General features: G+C 53.3%; 18 protein-coding genes and 1 riboswitch. Of the genes, 4 read left to right on the top strand and 14 right to left on the bottom strand.

The annotated features are described in order from the left end of the window. Positions 1 to 17 precede the first annotated feature (17 nt). Positions 18 to 79, top strand: a riboswitch (Fluoride riboswitch). Positions 80 to 151: 72 nt separating this feature from the next. Further along, positions 152 to 1,465 (top strand): voltage-gated chloride channel family protein, encoded by a 1,314-nt coding sequence (locus tag MKX51_RS03410; RefSeq protein ID WP_340991208.1) that lies wholly within the window; start codon positions 152 to 154, stop codon positions 1,463 to 1,465. A gap of 142 nt (positions 1,466 to 1,607) precedes the next feature. Further along, a complete protein-coding gene (locus MKX51_RS03405) occupies positions 1,608 to 2,291 on the top strand; it encodes a peptidylprolyl isomerase (RefSeq protein ID WP_340995487.1) in 684 nt (227 codons plus the stop codon). A gap of 400 nt (positions 2,292 to 2,691) precedes the next feature. Here the strand turns inward: MKX51_RS03405 and MKX51_RS03400 are convergent, their stop codons facing one another. The 7 genes from MKX51_RS03400 to MKX51_RS03370 form a co-directional block, all read right to left on the bottom strand. Continuing rightward, on the bottom strand, positions 2,692 to 3,036 hold the full coding sequence (locus MKX51_RS03400) for a DUF898 family protein (RefSeq protein ID WP_340991207.1): 345 nt from the start codon (positions 3,034 to 3,036) through the stop codon (positions 2,692 to 2,694). 145 nt (positions 3,037 to 3,181) lie between these two features. Then, positions 3,182 to 4,276, bottom strand: coding sequence for a Glu/Leu/Phe/Val family dehydrogenase (locus tag MKX51_RS03395; RefSeq protein ID WP_340991206.1), 1,095 nt, complete (start codon positions 4,274 to 4,276; stop codon positions 3,182 to 3,184). 182 nt (positions 4,277 to 4,458) lie between these two features. Continuing rightward, positions 4,459 to 4,788, bottom strand: a complete 330-nt coding sequence (locus MKX51_RS03390; protein WP_036693580.1) for a hypothetical protein — start codon at positions 4,786 to 4,788, stop codon at positions 4,459 to 4,461. Between the two features lie 36 nt (positions 4,789 to 4,824). After that, on the bottom strand, positions 4,825 to 5,526 hold the full coding sequence (locus MKX51_RS03385) for a pirin family protein (RefSeq protein WP_340991205.1): 702 nt from the start codon (positions 5,524 to 5,526) through the stop codon (positions 4,825 to 4,827). Between the two features lie 21 nt (positions 5,527 to 5,547). After that, positions 5,548 to 6,123 (bottom strand): hypothetical protein, encoded by a 576-nt coding sequence (locus MKX51_RS03380; protein ID WP_340991204.1) that lies wholly within the window; start codon positions 6,121 to 6,123, stop codon positions 5,548 to 5,550. 163 nt (positions 6,124 to 6,286) lie between these two features. Next, positions 6,287 to 7,219: a manganese-dependent inorganic pyrophosphatase gene (locus MKX51_RS03375; RefSeq protein ID WP_340991203.1), complete on the bottom strand. Its 933-nt coding sequence runs from the start codon at positions 7,217 to 7,219 to the stop codon at positions 6,287 to 6,289. Between the two features lie 87 nt (positions 7,220 to 7,306). Next, a complete protein-coding gene (locus MKX51_RS03370) occupies positions 7,307 to 8,143 on the bottom strand; it encodes an AAC(3) family N-acetyltransferase (protein WP_340991202.1) in 837 nt (278 codons plus the stop codon). Between the two features lie 396 nt (positions 8,144 to 8,539). Here MKX51_RS03370 and MKX51_RS03365 point away from each other — a divergent pair, with 396 nt between their 5' ends. Then, a complete protein-coding gene (locus MKX51_RS03365) occupies positions 8,540 to 9,523 on the top strand; it encodes a ring-cleaving dioxygenase (RefSeq protein WP_340991201.1) in 984 nt (327 codons plus the stop codon). Between the two features lie 123 nt (positions 9,524 to 9,646). Here MKX51_RS03365 and MKX51_RS03360 read toward each other — a convergent pair whose 3' ends face one another. Next, a complete protein-coding gene (locus MKX51_RS03360) occupies positions 9,647 to 10,339 on the bottom strand; it encodes a hypothetical protein (RefSeq protein ID WP_340943903.1) in 693 nt (230 codons plus the stop codon). Positions 10,340 to 10,444: 105 nt separating this feature from the next. Continuing rightward, a complete protein-coding gene (locus MKX51_RS03355) occupies positions 10,445 to 11,134 on the bottom strand; it encodes a YjjG family noncanonical pyrimidine nucleotidase (protein ID WP_340995484.1) in 690 nt (229 codons plus the stop codon). A 94-nt stretch (positions 11,135 to 11,228) separates the two neighbouring features. Between MKX51_RS03355 and MKX51_RS03350 the strand changes: the two genes are divergently transcribed. Beyond that, on the top strand, positions 11,229 to 12,188 hold the full coding sequence (locus tag MKX51_RS03350; protein ID WP_445322055.1) for an MraY family glycosyltransferase: 960 nt from the start codon (positions 11,229 to 11,231) through the stop codon (positions 12,186 to 12,188). Positions 12,189 to 12,860: 672 nt separating this feature from the next. On the opposite strand, the gene MKX51_RS03345 is transcribed toward MKX51_RS03350, so the two are convergent. From MKX51_RS03345 to MKX51_RS03325, 5 genes are all read right to left on the bottom strand, one after another. Beyond that, positions 12,861 to 13,382 (bottom strand): mismatch-specific DNA-glycosylase, encoded by a 522-nt coding sequence (locus MKX51_RS03345; RefSeq protein WP_340943908.1) that lies wholly within the window; start codon positions 13,380 to 13,382, stop codon positions 12,861 to 12,863. A gap of 136 nt (positions 13,383 to 13,518) precedes the next feature. Then, on the bottom strand, positions 13,519 to 15,546 hold the full coding sequence (locus tag MKX51_RS03340; RefSeq protein WP_340991200.1) for a hypothetical protein: 2,028 nt from the start codon (positions 15,544 to 15,546) through the stop codon (positions 13,519 to 13,521). Further along, a complete protein-coding gene (locus tag MKX51_RS03335) occupies positions 15,500 to 16,402 on the bottom strand; it encodes an ABC transporter ATP-binding protein (protein ID WP_340991199.1) in 903 nt (300 codons plus the stop codon). The genes MKX51_RS03340 and MKX51_RS03335 overlap by 47 nt, the downstream gene beginning before the upstream one ends. Further along, positions 16,395 to 16,784: a GntR family transcriptional regulator gene (locus MKX51_RS03330; RefSeq protein WP_340991198.1), complete on the bottom strand. Its 390-nt coding sequence runs from the start codon at positions 16,782 to 16,784 to the stop codon at positions 16,395 to 16,397. Before MKX51_RS03330 ends, MKX51_RS03335 begins: the two co-directional genes overlap by 8 nt. Before the next feature lie 193 nt (positions 16,785 to 16,977). Continuing rightward, positions 16,978 to 18,132, bottom strand: a complete 1,155-nt coding sequence (locus MKX51_RS03325; protein ID WP_340991197.1) for a polysaccharide deacetylase family protein — start codon at positions 18,130 to 18,132, stop codon at positions 16,978 to 16,980. Positions 18,133 to 18,567 lie beyond the last annotated feature (435 nt).

Genomic DNA, 18,567 nt, shown 5'->3' with positions numbered 1-18,567 from the left:
GGCATACGATAGTTTCATTCAATTGCGGCGATGGAGTTCGCCATAACCGCCCTTCGGGGCTAATGACTCCTACCAGTGGTTAACTGCGCTGGTAGGAGTCTGTTTTGATTTCAGGGTAGTATTGATTTCGGGTCGGGGGGCGTTAGCCATAGTGAAGAGGAAGTATGACCAGTGGGCAGCACTTGCAGCGCGCCAGAGCCAGCTTGCGCTCTGGAGTACATTCGTCAAATGGGTGATCCTGGGGGGAATGGTCGGGCTGCTGGCAGGAAGCGCCTCGGCCTTGTTCCTGGCCAGTCTGAATGCGGTCACCCAGGTAAGGCTGGAGCATGCCTGGCTGCTCTTCCTGCTTCCGGCAGGAGGCGCGCTCGTCAGCGGAATGTATATGCGTTACGGCAAGAGCAGCCTGAAGGGTAACAATCTGATCCTGGAGCAGATCCGCCAGGGCAATGAAGCGATTCCGCTGCGCATGGCCCCGCTGGTTCTTGGCGGGACGCTGATTACCCATCTCTTCGGCGGCTCGGCCGGACGCGAAGGCACGGCCGTGCAGATGGGCGGCAGTCTGGCCGACGCACTCGGACGCTGGCTCAGAATCGGTCCGCTGGACCGCCGAATCCTGCTGATGTGCGGCATCAGCGGCGGCTTCGGCTCCATCTTCGGCACTCCGCTGGCCGGAACGGTATTCGGCCTGGAGGTCATCGCCATCGGGCTGATCAGCCATAAGGCGCTGCTGCCCTGTTTTGCCGCCAGCTTCACCGGTGATCTGGTAGCCTCCCGCTTGTGGGGCGTTCACCATATCCACTATCAGGTGGATGTCTTCCCCGCTATGGATGCGCTGGTGCTGGTCAAGGTTATATTCGCCTCCATCCTCTTCGGCCTGTGCAGCCTGCTGTTCAGTGAGCTTACCCATTATCTGAAGCGGACCTTCACCGCTATAATCCGTAATCCTATGCTCAAAAGCGCCGCCGGCGGGCTGATCATTATTGCCCTGGTCTACATAGCCGGTTCCCGGGACTATCTGGGGCTGGGCCTTCCGCTGATCAACAGCTCCTTCGAAGACGGCGTATCGCCCTTCGCCTTTCTGTGGAAGCTGATCTTCACCGCCTTCACCCTGGGGACCGGCTTCCAGGGCGGCGAAGTGACGCCGCTGTTCGCGATCGGAGCTTCTCTGGGTAGCAGCCTGGCCGGAGTGCTTCATCTATATGGGCCTTTTCTGGCTTCGCTTGGCTTCATCGCTGTCTTCTGCGGAGCAACCAACACACCGCTTGCCTGCTTCATTATGGGCATCGAGCTGTTCGGCTCCGGCGGAGCGGTCTATATGTTCATCGCCTGCATCATCAGCTATCTGTTCTCCGGGCACAGCGGAATCTACAGCTCCCAGCTCATCGGCATCTCCAAAAGCGCCTTACTGCCGGTTCCCGAAGGAACAACGCTCGCTTCCGCCAAAGAGCAGCCCGCACCAAAGTAGCGGAATCCGGCAGGGCGCGGAAGCAGGCTTTGCCAGAAGCAGGACAAAGAAGGTATGATACAGAGGTGAATGCACCAGATTATTCAAAAGGAGAGATACTGAAGTGAAGTCTATCACAAGAAAACCCGTCATCCTGCTTGCGATGATGTGCCTGATGCTCGTCCTTCTGGCGGGCTGCGGCAATAAGCCAGTGAATAATAATGCCGCCGGTAATGGTAACAGCAGTAACGGAACAGGCAGTGAGGCTACAGCAGCACCGCAGGAGAGCGCCGCTGCTACAGAAGGCGTGCCTTCAGCAACAGCCAGCCATCCGGTGGTTACGATCGAGATGGATAACGGCGCTGTGATTAAGGCCGAGCTGTATCCCGAGGTTGCCCCCAATACGGTCAACAGCTTCATTTCATTGATTCAGAAGGGCTTCTATGACGGAACCATCTTCCACCGGGTCATTCCGGGCTTCATGATCCAGGGCGGGGACCCGGATGGCACAGGAATGGGCGGACCGGACTACAGCATTGCCGGAGAATTCAATAACAACGGCTTCACCAATAATCTGTTGCATACAGAAGGTGTGCTGTCCATGGCGAGAGGACAGCACGATATGAACTCTGCTGGCTCCCAGTTCTTCATTATGGCCGCTGCTTATCCAAGCCTGGACGGCGATTACGCCGCCTTCGGTAAGGTTACCGAAGGACTGGATGCGGTCCAGGCCATCGTCAGTCTGCCGCGTGGCAAGAATGACCGTCCGGATCAGCCGCCGGTCATGAAGAAGGTCACCGTTGATACCCTTGGGGTTACGTATCCCGAGCCGCAAAAAGTACAATAAGCAGCCTGCAAGCGGGTTGCACAGACTAGTAAAGCAGGCTTAATTGTATTTTGTACAACTAAAACGTCTGGTTTGCTCCCCAGTATACGTTTAGCTGTATTTCGTACACTTAAAATCCCCACTTTCCCGAGTTTCCACCCGTTGGGGCAGATTTAGTTGTACAGATTACAGCTAGAGGCAAGCCTTCTTTTTCGCTGTTTTTAAGTGTACATTCTGCAACTATCCCTGAATGTCTACTTGGAACTACACGCCATAAAGCACTGCTTGGTTGAACTGCATTAACTTCTATAGGTCTGATGCTCAACTAGTCTTGCTCCAAAATCCACACAGAAGAGCCATCCCCCATAACCGGAGAATGGCTCTTCTTCGCATCTTAAGTATACTTGAAGCATGCAGCTTCTTATTGGAAGTGGGTGTGCTTCGTTCTCCACTGCTCCAGCTTAATGACCACCCAGAAGCCGTAGATTCCGAGCGTAATCAGCGTCAGCAGGAACCATTTGATCCATTGTCCGAACAGACTTACGGCTGTACCGTCGAACCGCAGGCGCTGCCCCTCCACCACGGTATGCTCGACCTTCCAGCGGTAGAGCATGACTACTGACCAGGGATAGCAGATGCCGAAGGTACAGACCGTAACCAGCCAGCCTACCAGACACCAGCCAATGTACTCAATAAGCTTCCCGTCAAAATAAGATTCCCTGCTTCCATAATTCATCGCTGCCGGATTCATATGCAGTGCTCCCATGGGCCTCCGCCTTTCATTCATGCAAATTATTCCTGGTTCTATTTTCCTTATTATCCATGATGAGCACTGCTACATTTCTCACAATTCTAACGGGAAATGGATAAAAAGCAGAATAAAGTCGAAATTAGCCGCCCCGTCTGGGGGCTTATCTCCGGCTAAGGGCGTGCTGCCCGTTCCGCAGGAAGGTGCTGCGGCTGTTGCGCAGCAGGGATATCCGTTCTTCTGCAAGCTGATCCGCAGCCGCATAAGCCGGAATCCCCTTCAGGCGGGAGATCTCCAGCACACGGGTGATGCTGTCATAGATTCGGGCGATCTGCTTGTACGCCCGCTCCTTGTGGTAACCGTTCAATTCATCGGCAATATTAATAACGCCCCCGGCGTTAATTACATAGTCCGGTGCGTAGACAATCCCCATCTGGTGCAGCGCATCCCCGTGACGCGGCTCCTTGAGCTGATTATTGGCAGCCCCTGCAATCACCTTGGCTCTAAGCTGCGGCAGAGACTCATCATTAATGGTGGCACCGAGCGCACATGGTGCATAGATATCACAATCTGCTCCAATAATTTCGCCCGGGTCTACGGCGGTTGCCCCGTAAGCCTCCACGGCCCGGTTCACTGCCTCTCTATGAATGTCTGCAACCAGCAGGCGTGCGCCTTCTTCATGCAGATACTTGCATAGTGTAAAGGAGACATTGCCAACCCCCTGCACGGCGACGGTTCTGCCAGCCAGGGAATCACTGCCGAAGGCAGCCTTCGCTGCGGCCTTCATGCCTTGATATACCCCGAAGGCTGTAGCCGGTGAGGGGTTGCCGGACGAGCCGTAGGAAGCCGATATTCCGGTAACGAAGTCGGTCTCCTGGTGGATGATATCCATATCCTCTTCCGTAGTGCCTACATCCTCTGCTGTAATGTAACGGCCGTTCAAGCCCTGTATGTATCTGCCGAAGGCGCGGAACATCGCTTCGTTCTTGTCTGTGTGCGGATCGCCGATAATGACCGTCTTGCCGCCGCCCAGATTAAGTCCGGCCACCGCATTCTTATACGTCATGCCTTTAGCCAGACGAAGAGCGTCAACAAGCGCCTCCTCCTCCGTTGCATAAGTCCACATTCTCGTTCCGCCCAGCGCCGGTCCCAGCGTGGTGTCGTGAATCGCAATAATCGCCTTAAGCCCTGATGCCTTATCCTGACAAAACAGTACTTCCTCGTAATCCTCCCGCTCCATCGCCGCAAACAATTCCATCCGCTTCATTTCTCCTGTCTATTCTTATGTACATGTTACGTTTCATAACAAAGCTAGTCGTTCTGGAATGTATTGTCAAGTTCATTTGTCCCATTTTCATCTTTTTTCATAAATGCGCACAAAGCAGCAGACCCCGAACCTCACGCCTATTGTAAGCACATGGGGTGGAGTCTGCGAAGGGATCAGGCCCAGTATTGATCTGGCCGGTACTCGATTTCGGATTGCACGGCTATCGTTAAGCGCCCGGAGTCCGCATCATAGGTTACAGGCTGATCTCCAACGTAGTACCAATGCTTGATGACCGGCCCGTCCGCAGGCTCCTCGAAGCGGAAGACATTAAGCTCCGCCTTCAGCTCCACCACCGCAGCGCCCTTATCTGCCGCCACATTCGTCAGGGTGATCAAGGTCAGCCCGCCCTGCTCATCGAAGGTGTACCCGGCTCCCTCCATGCTGTTCACAAGCATGCGCCCGGTTACGGAATGCTTCACCAGCACTCTTTCCTGTTCTGCCATTCGCGCTCCTCCTTCATGTCTGAATCCCGCCGCTCATTACGGCAGATCAATCACCATGACCAGTATATGCTCATCCGCCTTCAGCTCCAGCTGCGCTGTGTCCTCGATTCTTGCCGAATCGCCCGGCTTCAGCACATCATTCCCGTTCAGGGTAAGCTGCCCTTCTACCAGATATACAAAGCTGCGCCGCCCCGGCTCCTGCCGGAAATTCAGTTGCCCTCCCGCCTCGGCCTTCCCCAGATAAATCGTCATATCCTGGGCTATACCAACAATCTCCTCCGACGCTTCAGCCGCTACTACCGGAAGCAAGCGTCCTTCAAGCTTGGCCGGATCGAAGCGTCCGGTTGCATAGGAGGGAGCTGTCCCCCGGTTCCGGGGCATGAACCACAGCTGAAGCAGGCGGACCGGCTCACTGTCCGAAGGGTTATGCTCCGTATGAATCGCGCCGGTCCCGGCCGACATCCGCTGGATGCCGCCGAAGGACGTCTGCGCGACATTACCGAGGTTGTCCTCATGACGAAGCACGCCGGACAGCACAATCGAGACAATCTCCATGTCACTGTGCGGATGGGCGCCGAAGCCTTTTCCCGGAGCGATCGTATCATCGTTACAGACACGCATCGGCCCAAAGGCCGTGTTGTCCGGATCGTAGAAATCCCCGAAGGAGAAGACATGACTGCCCTTCAGCCAGCCGTGATCGAACTGGTGCGCAGACGCAGCTGGATAGATTGTAATCAATGGAACCGCCTCCTGTGGTTATTATGAAGTGGTCGATATCTGCAGTTCAGAAACGATGAACCATTTCTTGGACGCAGCATCCTTGAAATACACCTGGATCATATAGCTCCCCTTGTCGGTAACCTTATAATTATACGCTGCCGATTTGAACCAGAAGCTGTCCTTCTTCTCTGTAATTGGCTGGTTATCCACAATATCCGTCTTGCCTGCCGGGTCTGTAATGGTGATTTTCAGATCGGAGATATCTGTTTTGAGATCATCCACCTGCACCAGGGCAGAGAAGGTATTGCTGGTGTCCATTCTGACTTTGCCGAAAATCTTGCCCTGCTCATCCAGCAGCACCGTGTTCACATTAGGCTTGTAGAGCTTGACCGTCCCTGCTGACTCGTCCACGGATACAATCGCCTGCATATTCTCCGAAAGCTGCTCCACAGGCACATAGACCCCGCCATCCGAGGATAGTGCAGGCTGCTTAAGCAGCATATTATTCACATAGAATGAGAGATCTGTTTTGCCGGCAGCAGCATACAGCAGGCCTCCCCCCGAGACCATCATCAGGCACATTGTTGAAATCGCCAGCTTGCGCATCTTCCCCATTATTCCCGTCCCCCTCTATAATGTCCTATGCTGTTTATACCCTTCAGGCGGCAAGGAGTTGCTGTGAATTGTAAAATAAAACCGGCTGTACGTTTTTCCTGAGGAAAAGGCACAGCCGGTCACGGGACAACCTTCTTGCTCCGGGTGCACCCGGAAGCAGCATTTACAGCTTGGCGATCGTCTCGGTAAGAACCGGTACAATCTGTGATTTACGGGACACTACACCCTTCAGCACAGCCTTGTTATCATCCAGCTTCACATTGTAAGCCTGCTCCACAGCGCCGGCTACGCGGCCTAGGGCAAGACCCACGGAATCGTTGTTCAGGATATCGGTAACCACGAACAGGAACAGATCCAGTCCCTTGTCGTCAATAATCGCGGTAAGCGCCGCTTCCAGCTCCGGCTGTTTGGACAGGACATCATTCACGTCCACAGCGTTAACCTGGGCAATCTCCACCTTATATTCACCCATTTTGAATTCCTTGGCATCCAGAGAGATCAGCTGGGCAATACTCTTATCGCTCAGGTCGGCACCGGCTTTGAGCATGTCCAGGCCATAGCTCTCGGCATCCACTCCGGCAATGACCGCCAGTTCACGCGCAGCAGCCACATCCTGCTCCGTGCAGGTCGGCGATTTGAACAGCAAGGAATCGGAAATGATAGCGGACAGCATCAGACCGGCGATGTTCTTAGGAATGGCCACGCCATTCTCTTTGTACAGCTTGTTCAGAATGGTAGCCGTACAGCCGACTGGCTCAGCCCGGTAATACAGCGGATAGGCGGTCTCGAAGTTCGCAATCCGGTGATGATCAATAACCTCAACCACACGGACCTGATCGATATCATTCGCACTTTGCTGGCGTTCATTATGGTCAACCAGAATCACTTGTTCAGCTTCTGCAGCAACGTTCTCCACCAGACGCGGCGCTTCTATCCCGAAGTGGTCGAGGGCGAACTGAGTCTCTCCGCTGATGTCTCCAAGCCGGACCGGCTCAGCATCCCAGCCCAGTTCCTTCTTCAGTGCCGCATAAGCAATGGCCGAGCAGATCGTATCTGTATCCGGGTTTTTGTGACCAAAGATCAAAGTTTTTGTCATTTCCAATCTCCTTACTATGTTTTTGTGAGAATAATATACCATACATTGATAGAAACCTGCCAGAGACCCGTAAATATCCGGCCTGGGTTAACGCTTGGTATGCTCCTGCACTGCCTGTACAGGTTGACCCCGTTTCGTCTTCGGCAGCGCCTCAGGCGCATTCTCCCCGAAGAGCGGCTCGTTATCCGAGAACAGATCCGGGTTCTCCCTGAGCATATCACTCAGGATACGCGTAGTCTCCACCGTGCCGCAGAGCATAACCGCTGCATCGCCGAAGCTGCTCCGGCGCAGCGCCCCGCCGTCCTCCAGCACAGTCTCCACCTTCCAGAAATGCTCCGACCAGGACAGTCCGCAGTGTCTGCGCGAAAGCACCGCAATCTCCTCTCCTTCCGGCGTCACGGTATAGAGCGCCTCAGGCCCGTCCGTCATCCGGCCGGGAATATCCACCCACTCTTCAATGCCGTGAATGAACGTATTCCTCCGCAGATCCACACCGAGCAGCATAATCTCCGCTCCCCGGTCCAGCAGCTTGCCATAGACCGACCCGCGTGCACAGGGTGTATCCCAGCGCTCATCTCCGGCTGTGAACACCGCCGCCTCCCTGCCCAGCGCCGCCACCGAATGTGTGGGATGCCAGGAACGGATCACGCCCGGCCGCTTCCGGAACAGCTCCGGCAGAATTCCTACGCAGGCGGGAGACTCCAGCACAGAGAAGCGCGGATTCTGCCCGTCGATATAAGACCAGGTATGGGTGGGCAGAACCAGCAGCCCCTCCTTCATATATTCTGAGAGAACATCCAGTACGGTATCCGCTCCCCCTTCTACTTCACCGATGCTTTTGAGCGAGGAATGGACCAGCAGTGTCCCCTGCGGATCGATTCCCATCCTCTCCAGCTGCTTCATCAGACTTGATCTGGTGTGCATGATTAACCCCGCTTTCCTGAATAATAAATACCAGCTTGAAATGCATCTTGCAATACACCCTGAAATACATCTTGCAAAATTACTCATTTACTATTAAAATTATAGTAACTTAATATTAATAAGTAATTTGCAGCTTTTATATAACAACCCAAGTTATATAAGAAACACTAAAGAAATTAACAAAAAGCAAAAAGAAGCGGAGGGGAAATTTGGAACTGGAGGAGCGTTAGCGACCGCCTTTGTATTTGGATTTCTACCGCGAAGAGCGGTTCTAATCAGGAAATCCTAATACAACAGCGGCCGGAAGTCCAAATGTTCACCGCAGTGACGACCTAGCTTCGAGTTCAACTCTTAAGTGTGTCTTATATAACAACCTAAACTTCAGGAGGTATTCCCATGAGTTTAACACTAAAAGGACTTCACCATGTATCTGCCATTACCGCCAAAGCGCCGGAAAACTATAAATTCTATACAGAAGTGCTGGGGCTCCGCTTGATCAAGAAGACCGTCAACCAGGATGACGTCTCTGTCTATCACCTGTTCTACGGGGATGAGACCGGGAATCCCGGCACGGAGCTTACCTTCTTCGAGCTACCTAACGCCGGGCGTAACCGTGATGGCAACAACAGCATCTCCGCACTCTCCCTGCGCGTTCCCGGGGATGATGCCCTGCTCTTCTGGACCCAGCGCTTCACGGTGCTCGGCGTAGAGCATGAAGAAATCACCGAACGCGGCGGCCGCAAGACACTGGCCTTCACCGACCATGAGGGCCAGCGCCTCATTCTCGTCTCAGATGAGCATAACGTGGGCATGCCCGGCGGTAAGCCCTGGGCCAAGAGCCCGGTACCTGCCGAGTATGCCATAGTCGGGCTGGGACCGGCACATCTGACCGTCGAGACTGCTGAGCATACGGCCCTGATTCTGGAGGACCTGCTCGGCTTCCGCCGTGCAGGCAGTTATCCTTCTCCAGTCGCGGGCCAGCCGGATATTATCGTGTTCGAGACTGGCGAAGGCGGCTCTGGTACGGAGATCCATCTGGAGGAACGCAGCGATCTTCCGCAGGAGCGCCTGGGACGGGGCGGCGTGCATCATGTAGCCTTCCGCGTCGATAACGAAGAGGAGCTGAAGCAGTGGATTGAACGCATCCGCAGCGTACAGCTCCCGAACTCGGGTTTTGTGGACCGCTTCTACTTCCGCTCCCTGTATTTCCGGGAGCCGAATGGTATTCTGTTCGAGCTGGCAACGGACGGACCGGGATTCGCGACGGATGAAGAGGTTGAGCATCTGGGCGAGGCGCTGGCCCTTCCTCCGTTCCTGGAAGCAAAGCGCGAACAGATTGAGGCCCACCTGAAGCCGCTGGATACCCGCCCGCAAGTCTGATCATATTACCTTGTTGAATTAGCCTTGGCGAATTGCACATAAAGAAACTCCGGCTGACTTACAAGCCGGAGTTTCTTTTGAGTTGGCCAAGCCTGCATAACAGCTTAGGCTTACCGGCTCAGATCAGCTCTCCGACCAGGTGATCGTGAAGAGGTTGAAGCCCGGCCGGGCCGTGGAAGCTTTGCCTGTAATGGATACAGGGCTTGTCCCGCCGAGTCTGCCCGTAATTTTGACATTGCTGGCTGATACCGACTCCGAGGCATTATCCAGATTTTTAATCCGTGCATATTCACTGTACACGAAGCCCATGATCTCCAGTGTCTCCTGCGTGGAATACGTGAACGCCACCTTCTTCTGGCCGTTAGCATCCGTATCCAGCGTGATCGCAATCAGGGCGTCTTGGGGAATCGGAAAATCCTTAGGCAGATTAACCGGTCTGGCCGTTCCCTCCACTACTGGAGCAGGAGTTGTATTCCCCCCGCCGGTAGAGGTTCCCGGAGCAGGAGTCGGTGCAGGAATATCCGCGCTGCCGGCGCCAATTCTCACTTTATAGTTGACCGAGTCATAATTGATAGGCACCTTCAGCACCGTGGCGATCGATTGGACCGGCAGGTAGGTGAGACCTTCGTAGGTGATCGGTGTCAGGGTTTTGCCGTTGCCGTCTTTCATCCAAAAAGGATTACCATCCACCACAATACCCAGGCTATGGTTCAGATAAGCCTTAATCTGCTGCAGCTTGGTGCCCGCATACACCCCTGCCGAGCCTGTTACCGTCATGCCGGTGACCACCGCGGCAATCAGCCATTTTTTTCTCATAATATCCTCTCCCGTATGTTGTTGTTAAAAAAGTAGAAACTTTGCATCCCTATATATTTAACACGGAAGCGAAACTTTCAACCTGCCTGCCGCCGTTTATTCCGCTTACGCGCGGTTCACAATCTCCACCAGCTCGTCCAGACTGCGGATTTCATAGGTAGGAAGGATCTCAGGATCACCGGGCTTGCCCAGCGGATTGAACCAGCATGTATCGATGCCGTAATTGTTCCCGCCCCGGATATCCGAGGTCAGGGAGTCCCCGACGATCAGCACCTTGCGTCTATCGGACAGCTTAAGCTTAGCAAAAGCATAATCAAAAATCCCCGTCTCCGGCTTCTGGTAACCGGCCTCCTCTGAGATGATAATCTCCTCGAACACCTCGCTTAGCGGAGAACCCTTGATCCTCGACTGCTGTACATGCTTGAAGCCATTAGTGATAACAGCCAGCCTGCATCCCGCCAGCTCTCCGCAGATTTCTACCGCCCCTTGAATCAGGAAGGTGCCTTCCCCCAGAAAACGCAAATATGCTTCACTGAATTCATCCGGCTTCAGGCTGAGCTGATGGGCGGCGAACAGCCGGTTGAACCGTTCCACCCGCAGGGCGGCAGCGGTAATCTGACCTTGTTCAAGCTCCTTCCACAGTCCATGGTTAATTTCCTGGTAGCTGGCGGCATACTCCTGCGCGCCCGTCGGCAGCCCGAAGTGGGCGAAGGCATGGATCAAGGCATGACTCTCTGCCATTCCATAATCGAACAGCGTATCATCGGCATCAAATAAGATACATTCGTATTTCATCATTTCCTCCATCTCGCTTATGTAGTTCGACAACATACATCCTTCTGCGATATAATTTGGGATAGGCCTTAAAAAAATCAACGGGGTGATTGTCATTTTATACGGTTTAGCTTTTCTCGTGTCATTTTTTATCGTTTATCTGCTGATTCCTCCTCTGGGCAGGCTGGCTTTCCGGCTGGATTTCGTGGACAGGCCGAGGGAAGATGTTGAACGCAAAATCCATAGGGAGCCTATCCCGCTAACGGCAAGCTACGCTATATTCGTAGGTTTTTTCATTACATATCTGCTCTTCGCACGTGAATTCACCCTGGAGACGCTCGCCCTGTTCATTGGCGGTGTGCTTCTGCTGACTATAGGAACCATCGATGACTGGTACAAAACCAAAGGCAAGGATTTCCCGGCCCTGCCCAAATTCATCGTACAGATTGCCGCCGCGGTTCTGGTGTTCTTTTCGGGCAATGCGTTTACCGGCTTCATTAATCCGTTCTCAGGTGATTATATCTCACTGCCGTTCATTTTGCAGTTCCTGCTGACGATCATCTGGATCTTCGGCGTTACTACGGTCATTAATTTCTCCGACGGCATGGACGGTCTGGCCGGCGGACTTACAGCGATCTCGGCAGTTACCCTGTTCGTCGTCGCACTCACGATGGGCCAATCTACTTCTGCCTACATGGCAATTTCGCTGATCGGGGTTACGCTGGCGTACTTGCGCTTCAACAAGGCTCCGGCCAAAATCTTCATGGGCGATGCCGGCGCCACCTTCCTCGGCTTCATTCTGGCGGTGATTGCGCTGGACGGCGCCTTCAAGCAGGCCACGGTGTTGTCGCTGTTCATTCCGATTCTCGCGCTGGGCGTACCGATCTTCGACAATATTTTTGTCGTCATCAGACGCTTCCTGAAGGGACAAGCCATCTATCAGGCGGACGCCAGTCAGGTTCATTACCGTCTGCTCAAGGCTGGTCTGAACCAGAGACAGGTGGTCGGCGTGCTCTATCTGGCCAGCGTTTGCCTCTCCCTGTCGTCCATCATCCTGCTGCTGATCCAGACGTAGGCAGGCTGCTATTTATTAAAAGGGCTGTTCCCAAAAGTCATGAAATGGCTGATGGGGGCAGTCTTTTTAATTTTTCGAGCAGGATCAGCGTGGGCGCCGCCTGATTACATGGGAGAACCTTTTACTTTTGAGCAGGATCAACGCGGGCGCTCGGGTGGACGCTCCGCGAACGGAACGTTGCTACAATCGCTGTTGTCTCCAGATTTTATTTATTTCCCTAATCGGTAAAAATCCGGAGACAAAGGCGACCGCTATCGCTTTTCCGCATTCGTTCCGTCCTCTCCGCTGTTTAAGCGGGATGCGATTTAAAACCACAAACCCGATACTACACACCCTTTCGCCCTCGCGTCAGCTCATGCGTTAGGTTTTTCGCATACATTCGGGACACACGCCTGCGCACCAGCAAATGTATGCTGTTTTTCGCATACATTCAGGCCACACGCCTGCGCGCCAGCAAATGTATGCTGTTTTTCGCATACATTCGGGACACACGCCTGCGCACCAGCACAATGTATGCTGTTTTCCGCATACATTCGGGACACACGCCTGCGCGCCAGCAAATGTATGCTGTTTTCCGCATACATCAGGCCCGCGCATCCCCATCTGTACCGATTGTATTCGGTTTTTCGCATACATCGATTCCACGCAACCATATGACGCGTTTCTCCGGCCTTAAGGCTCCTGCTCCTCCGTGAAGTCACGCAGCTGCGAGTAGATTCCGATGATCTCCGGCATCGGCATGCGGACCAGACCGCTGGATGACGGGGCGACGAACTCGCGGACTCCGTCCACCACGGGAGCAATACCTTCCTGGAAGCCCCAGGCGGCTGTAGTTCTGCGGCTGAACTCTGTATATACGCCCTTGCCGACAAAGCAGGCAATCTCCGGGCGGTATTCCTCCAGCTTGGCCCGCAGAAGCTCGCGGCCCTTGGCGTACTCCTCCCGGGTGATATCTTCAGCGCCTACGGTGGGGCGGGCGACGATGTTGGTGAACCCGTACCCCAGCTTCAGCAGTTCCCCGTCCTCGGAAGCCTCGTATAACCGCGGCGTCAGCCCGGACTTATGCAGGATGCGCCAGAAATTATTGCGCGGATTGGCATAATGATGCCCCAGCTCCCCGGAGCGGATGCTGGGGTTGAACCCGATGAAAACAATCTGGAGTCCGTGATCCAGATGATCCGGCACTTCTTCCATTCCATCCCCTCCTTGCAGAGGCTGCACTCTGTTCGCAGCAGCCTTACCTTACTATAACCCATAACGCATAGATCATAATAACAGGCAACAGCCCCCGCCCGGAGAATCATCCCATGGGCAGGGGCTGTGCAGTGAATTAGGGAAGAAGCGCCTTAAGCGCCGGGGCCATGTCTTGTTCTTCCAATGAACTGAATTCTTCATTGCCCTTCTTGTATTCGATCAGCACTACGGTTCTACCCTCTTGGCGGGTAAATTTACGCTGGTGCAGCAGAATATCATCAATGAGCGTCTTGTCGGTAATCTTCACCGTCCGCTGTTCGCTGCGCGCAAGCTGCAGGCGGACCTCGGCATTATAAAGCTCTCTTGGAGGGATTGCGTTATGATGGATATCCTTGAACAGTTCAACCGATTTAACATCCTCCGCTGTTATCTTCAGCTTATCCGCATACCCCTTCTGCTCCAGCCAGGCGGTCATTTCCTTGTAGGAACGGTTCCAGTTGTACGAATAGGAGAGGGCGCTCTCGGGTGATTTCGGCTTATAGATTAATTGAATGCTTGCCTTCTCCCGTTGATCAGAGATTTCATCCGCAAAGGATTTGTTAAGGATCTCACGCTTTAGAATTCCGGTGAACGCCTCTACATCCTGCGGGTCAGAAATACTGAGGGTCTTGTTCCTGTAATTCAGCCTGAAGCTCTCCAGATTCCCGTTCATCCGGGTGAGGAGATAACGATCCCGCTTGTATGAAGCATCCTCCATCACCGCTTTCAGCTCCGGTTCGTAGCCCGCTACCGGAATCACGTAACTGCGCGTAAGCTTCCGTCCGTTCTCCAGTTGGTACACCAGCATAAAATGCCGGGTCTGACGATACTCACTCCACAGTTCTTTTCTCTGATCAGGCTTTGCAGATACCACGGCACGATGGAGTTCAGTTACCGCTTCAATGTATTTCGGGTCAGTGGAGTACAGCTCCTCCTTCCATGCCTCCGGGGCAGTCTCGCCTTCCAGGCTTCGCATTAGTGCCTGGTAGTTGTCTCCGGCAAATACCCCGGCAACCTTATCAGCCTGCGGAACCCGGCTCTCATAACCCGTCAGGCCGGAGATAGGAATGTAGATAAGCAGGCCCAGCAGCACGCTGTACAGCGCGAATTCAAGCGGCAGTCTACGGGTTAGGATCTGCCAGGTTTTGCGCAGCACCATCTCCACTGTGATATATCCGATCAGCCCTCCGGCCAAGACCCAGCCGATGATCCAGCCGGGCTGCCGGCTGATGCTGCCGAAGTAGCTGCTGGCCACCAGCATAGTGCAGAGCATCACTCCGGCTTTGAACAACGGATTGAAATAGGTAAAAGCCATGGCGTGTCCGGCTTGTTCACTCTGACGCTTACGGTACAGCAGGAAGGACAACGCCAGGAACACAGCAGACAGAAACGCATAACTCCATATCTCTGCTCCACTTAAAGGATCTGTCGTCAGATTGGTTATACGCAGGGGCGGAGACCATACGTTCTTCTCCACAGCTGACAGGCCGAACCAATCCGCGTATCCGTAAAGAAATCTGTTGAAATGCATATTGATGATCTCCAGAAGTACAGACGGAAGCATCAGAAGAATAAAGACTACAATTCCCTGTAGAATACTCTGCCCTGTGCAAATGCCAACAAAGAGGGTGAACGCATACAGGAACAGCGTCAGCACACTGACGGTCAGGCACCATACCCAAATCTCCGCTCCATGGAAGATGTACATATTGCCCTTCAAGGGGCGGACCAGAGCGATAACCACAGCCGTAATCCACACCGGCGGGAGCAGGAGGAGCAGACCGCTTAGCGCATGGGAAGCCAGCAGATGCGAGCGGCGCAGCGGAAGGCTGTGCATCAGGTCGGAGGACCTCCGGGACTGTATATAACGTGAGAGGAACAATCCGGCAATAATCGGAAAAGGAATCAGGATTGCCGCAATGTCCATGCCAAGGTTGAACAGTCCGTCTATTACGATAGGCTCCTTAAGCCGGTCGCCGTTAATGAACAGTTGCAGCGGGAGTATGAATAAGAGTGCCAGTGTATACAAAATTCCGATCCAGCCATACTGGTGCAGGTTCTGGCGGATAATGCTGCTGTTACAGAATAATCGGCTGCGCGTCATAACCGGCATCCCCCATTTCATAGATAAAGATTTCCTCCAGCGTCAGCGGAAGCTGGTCATACACATACGGGTCATAGACATGAAAAGCTTGGCTGATGCGTTCCCGCTCCCCTTTTACAATGTATAGGCTGACGCTTCCCCGCTGCTCCTGATGGAGGATCTGCAGCTTGGATTCCAGCGCCGCCGCATGACGTACGTCACGGAAAGCGACCTGAATCTTGTGCGTGTCGGCCTTCAGATCATCCAGATCCTTCTCCACAAGCATCCTTCCCTCATGCATAATGCCGACATGGTCGCACAGATCCTCAATCTCCCGCAGATTATGCGAGGAGATCAGCACGGTAAGCTCGCGTTCAGCGACTTCCTGGAACAGCAGATTCTTGATCTGGCGGCGCATCACCGGGTCCAGGCCGTCGATCGGCTCGTCCATAATCAGCGCATCCGGCTTGCAGCTAAGCGCCAGCAGGAAGGCGGCCTGCCGCTGCATCCCCTTGGAGAAGCGGCTGAGCCTGCGCCGGGGATCGAGCCGGAACACTGTAACCAGCTCCTCATACCTTTTTTGGCTCCACTGTGTATAGATTGAGCGGTAGAATTCCGCCATACTCTTCATTGTGGCCTGCGGGAAGAAATACGGGCTGTCCGGCATGAAGAACAGACTGCGCTTCACCTCAGGTGATTCATAGACGGGCTGCCCGCCTACCTTGACACTTCCTGTATCCGGGCGATAGATGCCTGCAAGCATCTTAAGAAGCGTGGTTTTGCCTGCTCCGTTCGATCCCAGCAATCCGTAGATGGCCCCTTTGGGTACCGTCAGCGAAAGGCCGTTCACAGCCTTTTCCTCCTGAAAAATCTTGCTCACACCGCGTATCTCAATCATGGCTGCTCTCCTCTCTTCTCATATCCAGCACCTGGCGGTACAAGGAACTGATCTCTGTCTCCGTGAACCCAAGGTAGACTGCTTCTGCCATCAGCCGCAGCAACTCCTCCTTCAGCTCTGCCCGTTTGCTCTCACTCTGGCCCTGCTGCAACTCGGCTACGAAGTTGCCCTTGCCCTGCAGTGAATAGATATACCCCTCACGCTCCAGTTCCCTATAGGCCTTCTGTATCGTATTGGGATTCACGGTAAGCTGCGAGGATAACGCCCGCACCGAAGGCAGCTGTTCATCCGCCCGCAGAATACCATGCATAATCATCTCCTTCACCTTGTCGGTCAGCTGCTCATAGATCGGCTTGCGGCTGCGTACATCCAACTCGAACATGACAGTCCTCCTTTCATCTGATACTCCGGCTGCTGTATCATAGTGTATTAACTGTACTACTATTATTAATACAGTTGAAGGTTGATGTCAATCATTAACTTTTACTTTGTCTAGTTTCGGCGCAAAAAAAGAGCAAGCCTGCAGGAACAGATTGTCTCCCGGGCTTGCTCTTTGCTGTTGCTATAAGCAGTAATCAGCGTTTATCCTTCCAGAAATTGAGCGGCTCCATATCCTTCGTAATGAGCTTGAAGGTATAGCCTTCCTTCTTCAGCTTCTCCAGAATACGCGGCAGCACCTTGAGTGTAGCCTTCTGGTCATGCATCAGAATCACCGGATTGGTCTTGGACGCCTTCAGCTTGTTCACCTGATCCATCACGGTGTTATAGATTCTGTCGCTGTTCTGTTTGTATTTCCAGTCATAGGAATCCACGTTCCAGTCCCAGAGATGATAGCCCTGCGTCAGGACTTTATCCCTGAAGGACTTGGTGAAATAGGGCTTACTTCCGTAAGGCGTACGGATCAAGGTGGTGCTGGTTCCCGTCAGCTTCTTCAGCGTCGCATTGGCACCTGACATCTCGGCAAGCGCCGCTGCCGGGGAAGCATAGAACTTCTCCTGGCGATGGGTCACGCCATGCAGCGCTAAGCCATGGCCTTCCTTCGCAGTCCGCTTCACTTGAGCGGGGTGCTGATTCATATTGTTCCCCAGCATGAAGAAGGTTGCCTGTACGTCATATTTACGCAGGATGTCCAGCAGGTCGCCAGTCGTGGCTGACGGGCCGTCGTCAAAGGTCAGATAGACGGTCCGGCCAGGCTTGCCCGGCTCCGTGGGCTGAACCGGAGTGACTGGAGTTACCGGAGCCACTGGAGCCTTAGGCTTCAGCTCTGCAGCATATTTATCGGTGAAGGCTGCATCGGTAAGCTGCGCCGAGCCGTCCTTCACACGAAGTAAATATTTATCTCCCGCATAGGAAATGCTATACCCGAGGTACCCGCTGAGCTTCAGCGGAGCCATGAGTTTGCCGTCCTGTACGAAAGTGCTCATAGGCACGGCAGTCCCATCCTTCAGCACCGCACCTCCGTCCTTGCTCAGCAGGGTCAGCGAACCTGTCCCGCCGGCTACGTGAATCCTGTCCGTCAGTCCGGTAAGGGTCCATTTCAGCTCATCCGCAAGCGCGCGCAGCGGTACATAATAGGTGCCTTTTACGGATACAGCTTCAACCTTGCTTAATTTATCGTTGACTCCGAGTTTAAGAATAGTGCTATCACCTTTAGCGTCAGCCGGGACCTGCACAAGCCCCATAATTAGGAATAAAGACATGAATAAAAGCAGAATTTTCTTGATGCGCACAGCAGCAGTCTCCAATCTATGTATATTTGTCTATCACTTTATCATATATACTTTCAACGTAATTTGAGAGATTGTAACCGCAAGCTAAGAAATTGTTACTCTTATGCAATCATAAATGAGGGTTCGCCATTATTTTCAGAAAGCACGCAATTCTCGTCGAATGCTGTCACAGCAGGCGTTGCACGGTTAAAACAGCGGTTTTTGGCACAGAATAATTGTGACAAAATTAATAACAATATCGGAATTTTGAACAAAAATTGAACAACCTTAAAATTAGCTAAAGTGCGCCACTACAGTGATCTTTATCATACCCTTAGGGAGTTGTAACAATTTGATCACACATATTTAACTTGTTCGCCATTTTTAAGGTCTATTTTATATATTTATACAAAATATGTATTTTGCATTATGGGTAAGTAGTTCTTACTATAGATA

The organism is Paenibacillus sp. FSL M7-0420 (assembly GCF_038002345.1).
Classification (GTDB): Bacteria; Bacillota; Bacilli; order Paenibacillales; family Paenibacillaceae; genus Paenibacillus_AQ.
The sequence above is the reverse complement of the archived record's forward strand: the minus strand, read 5'-3'. Positions and strand labels throughout refer to the sequence as shown.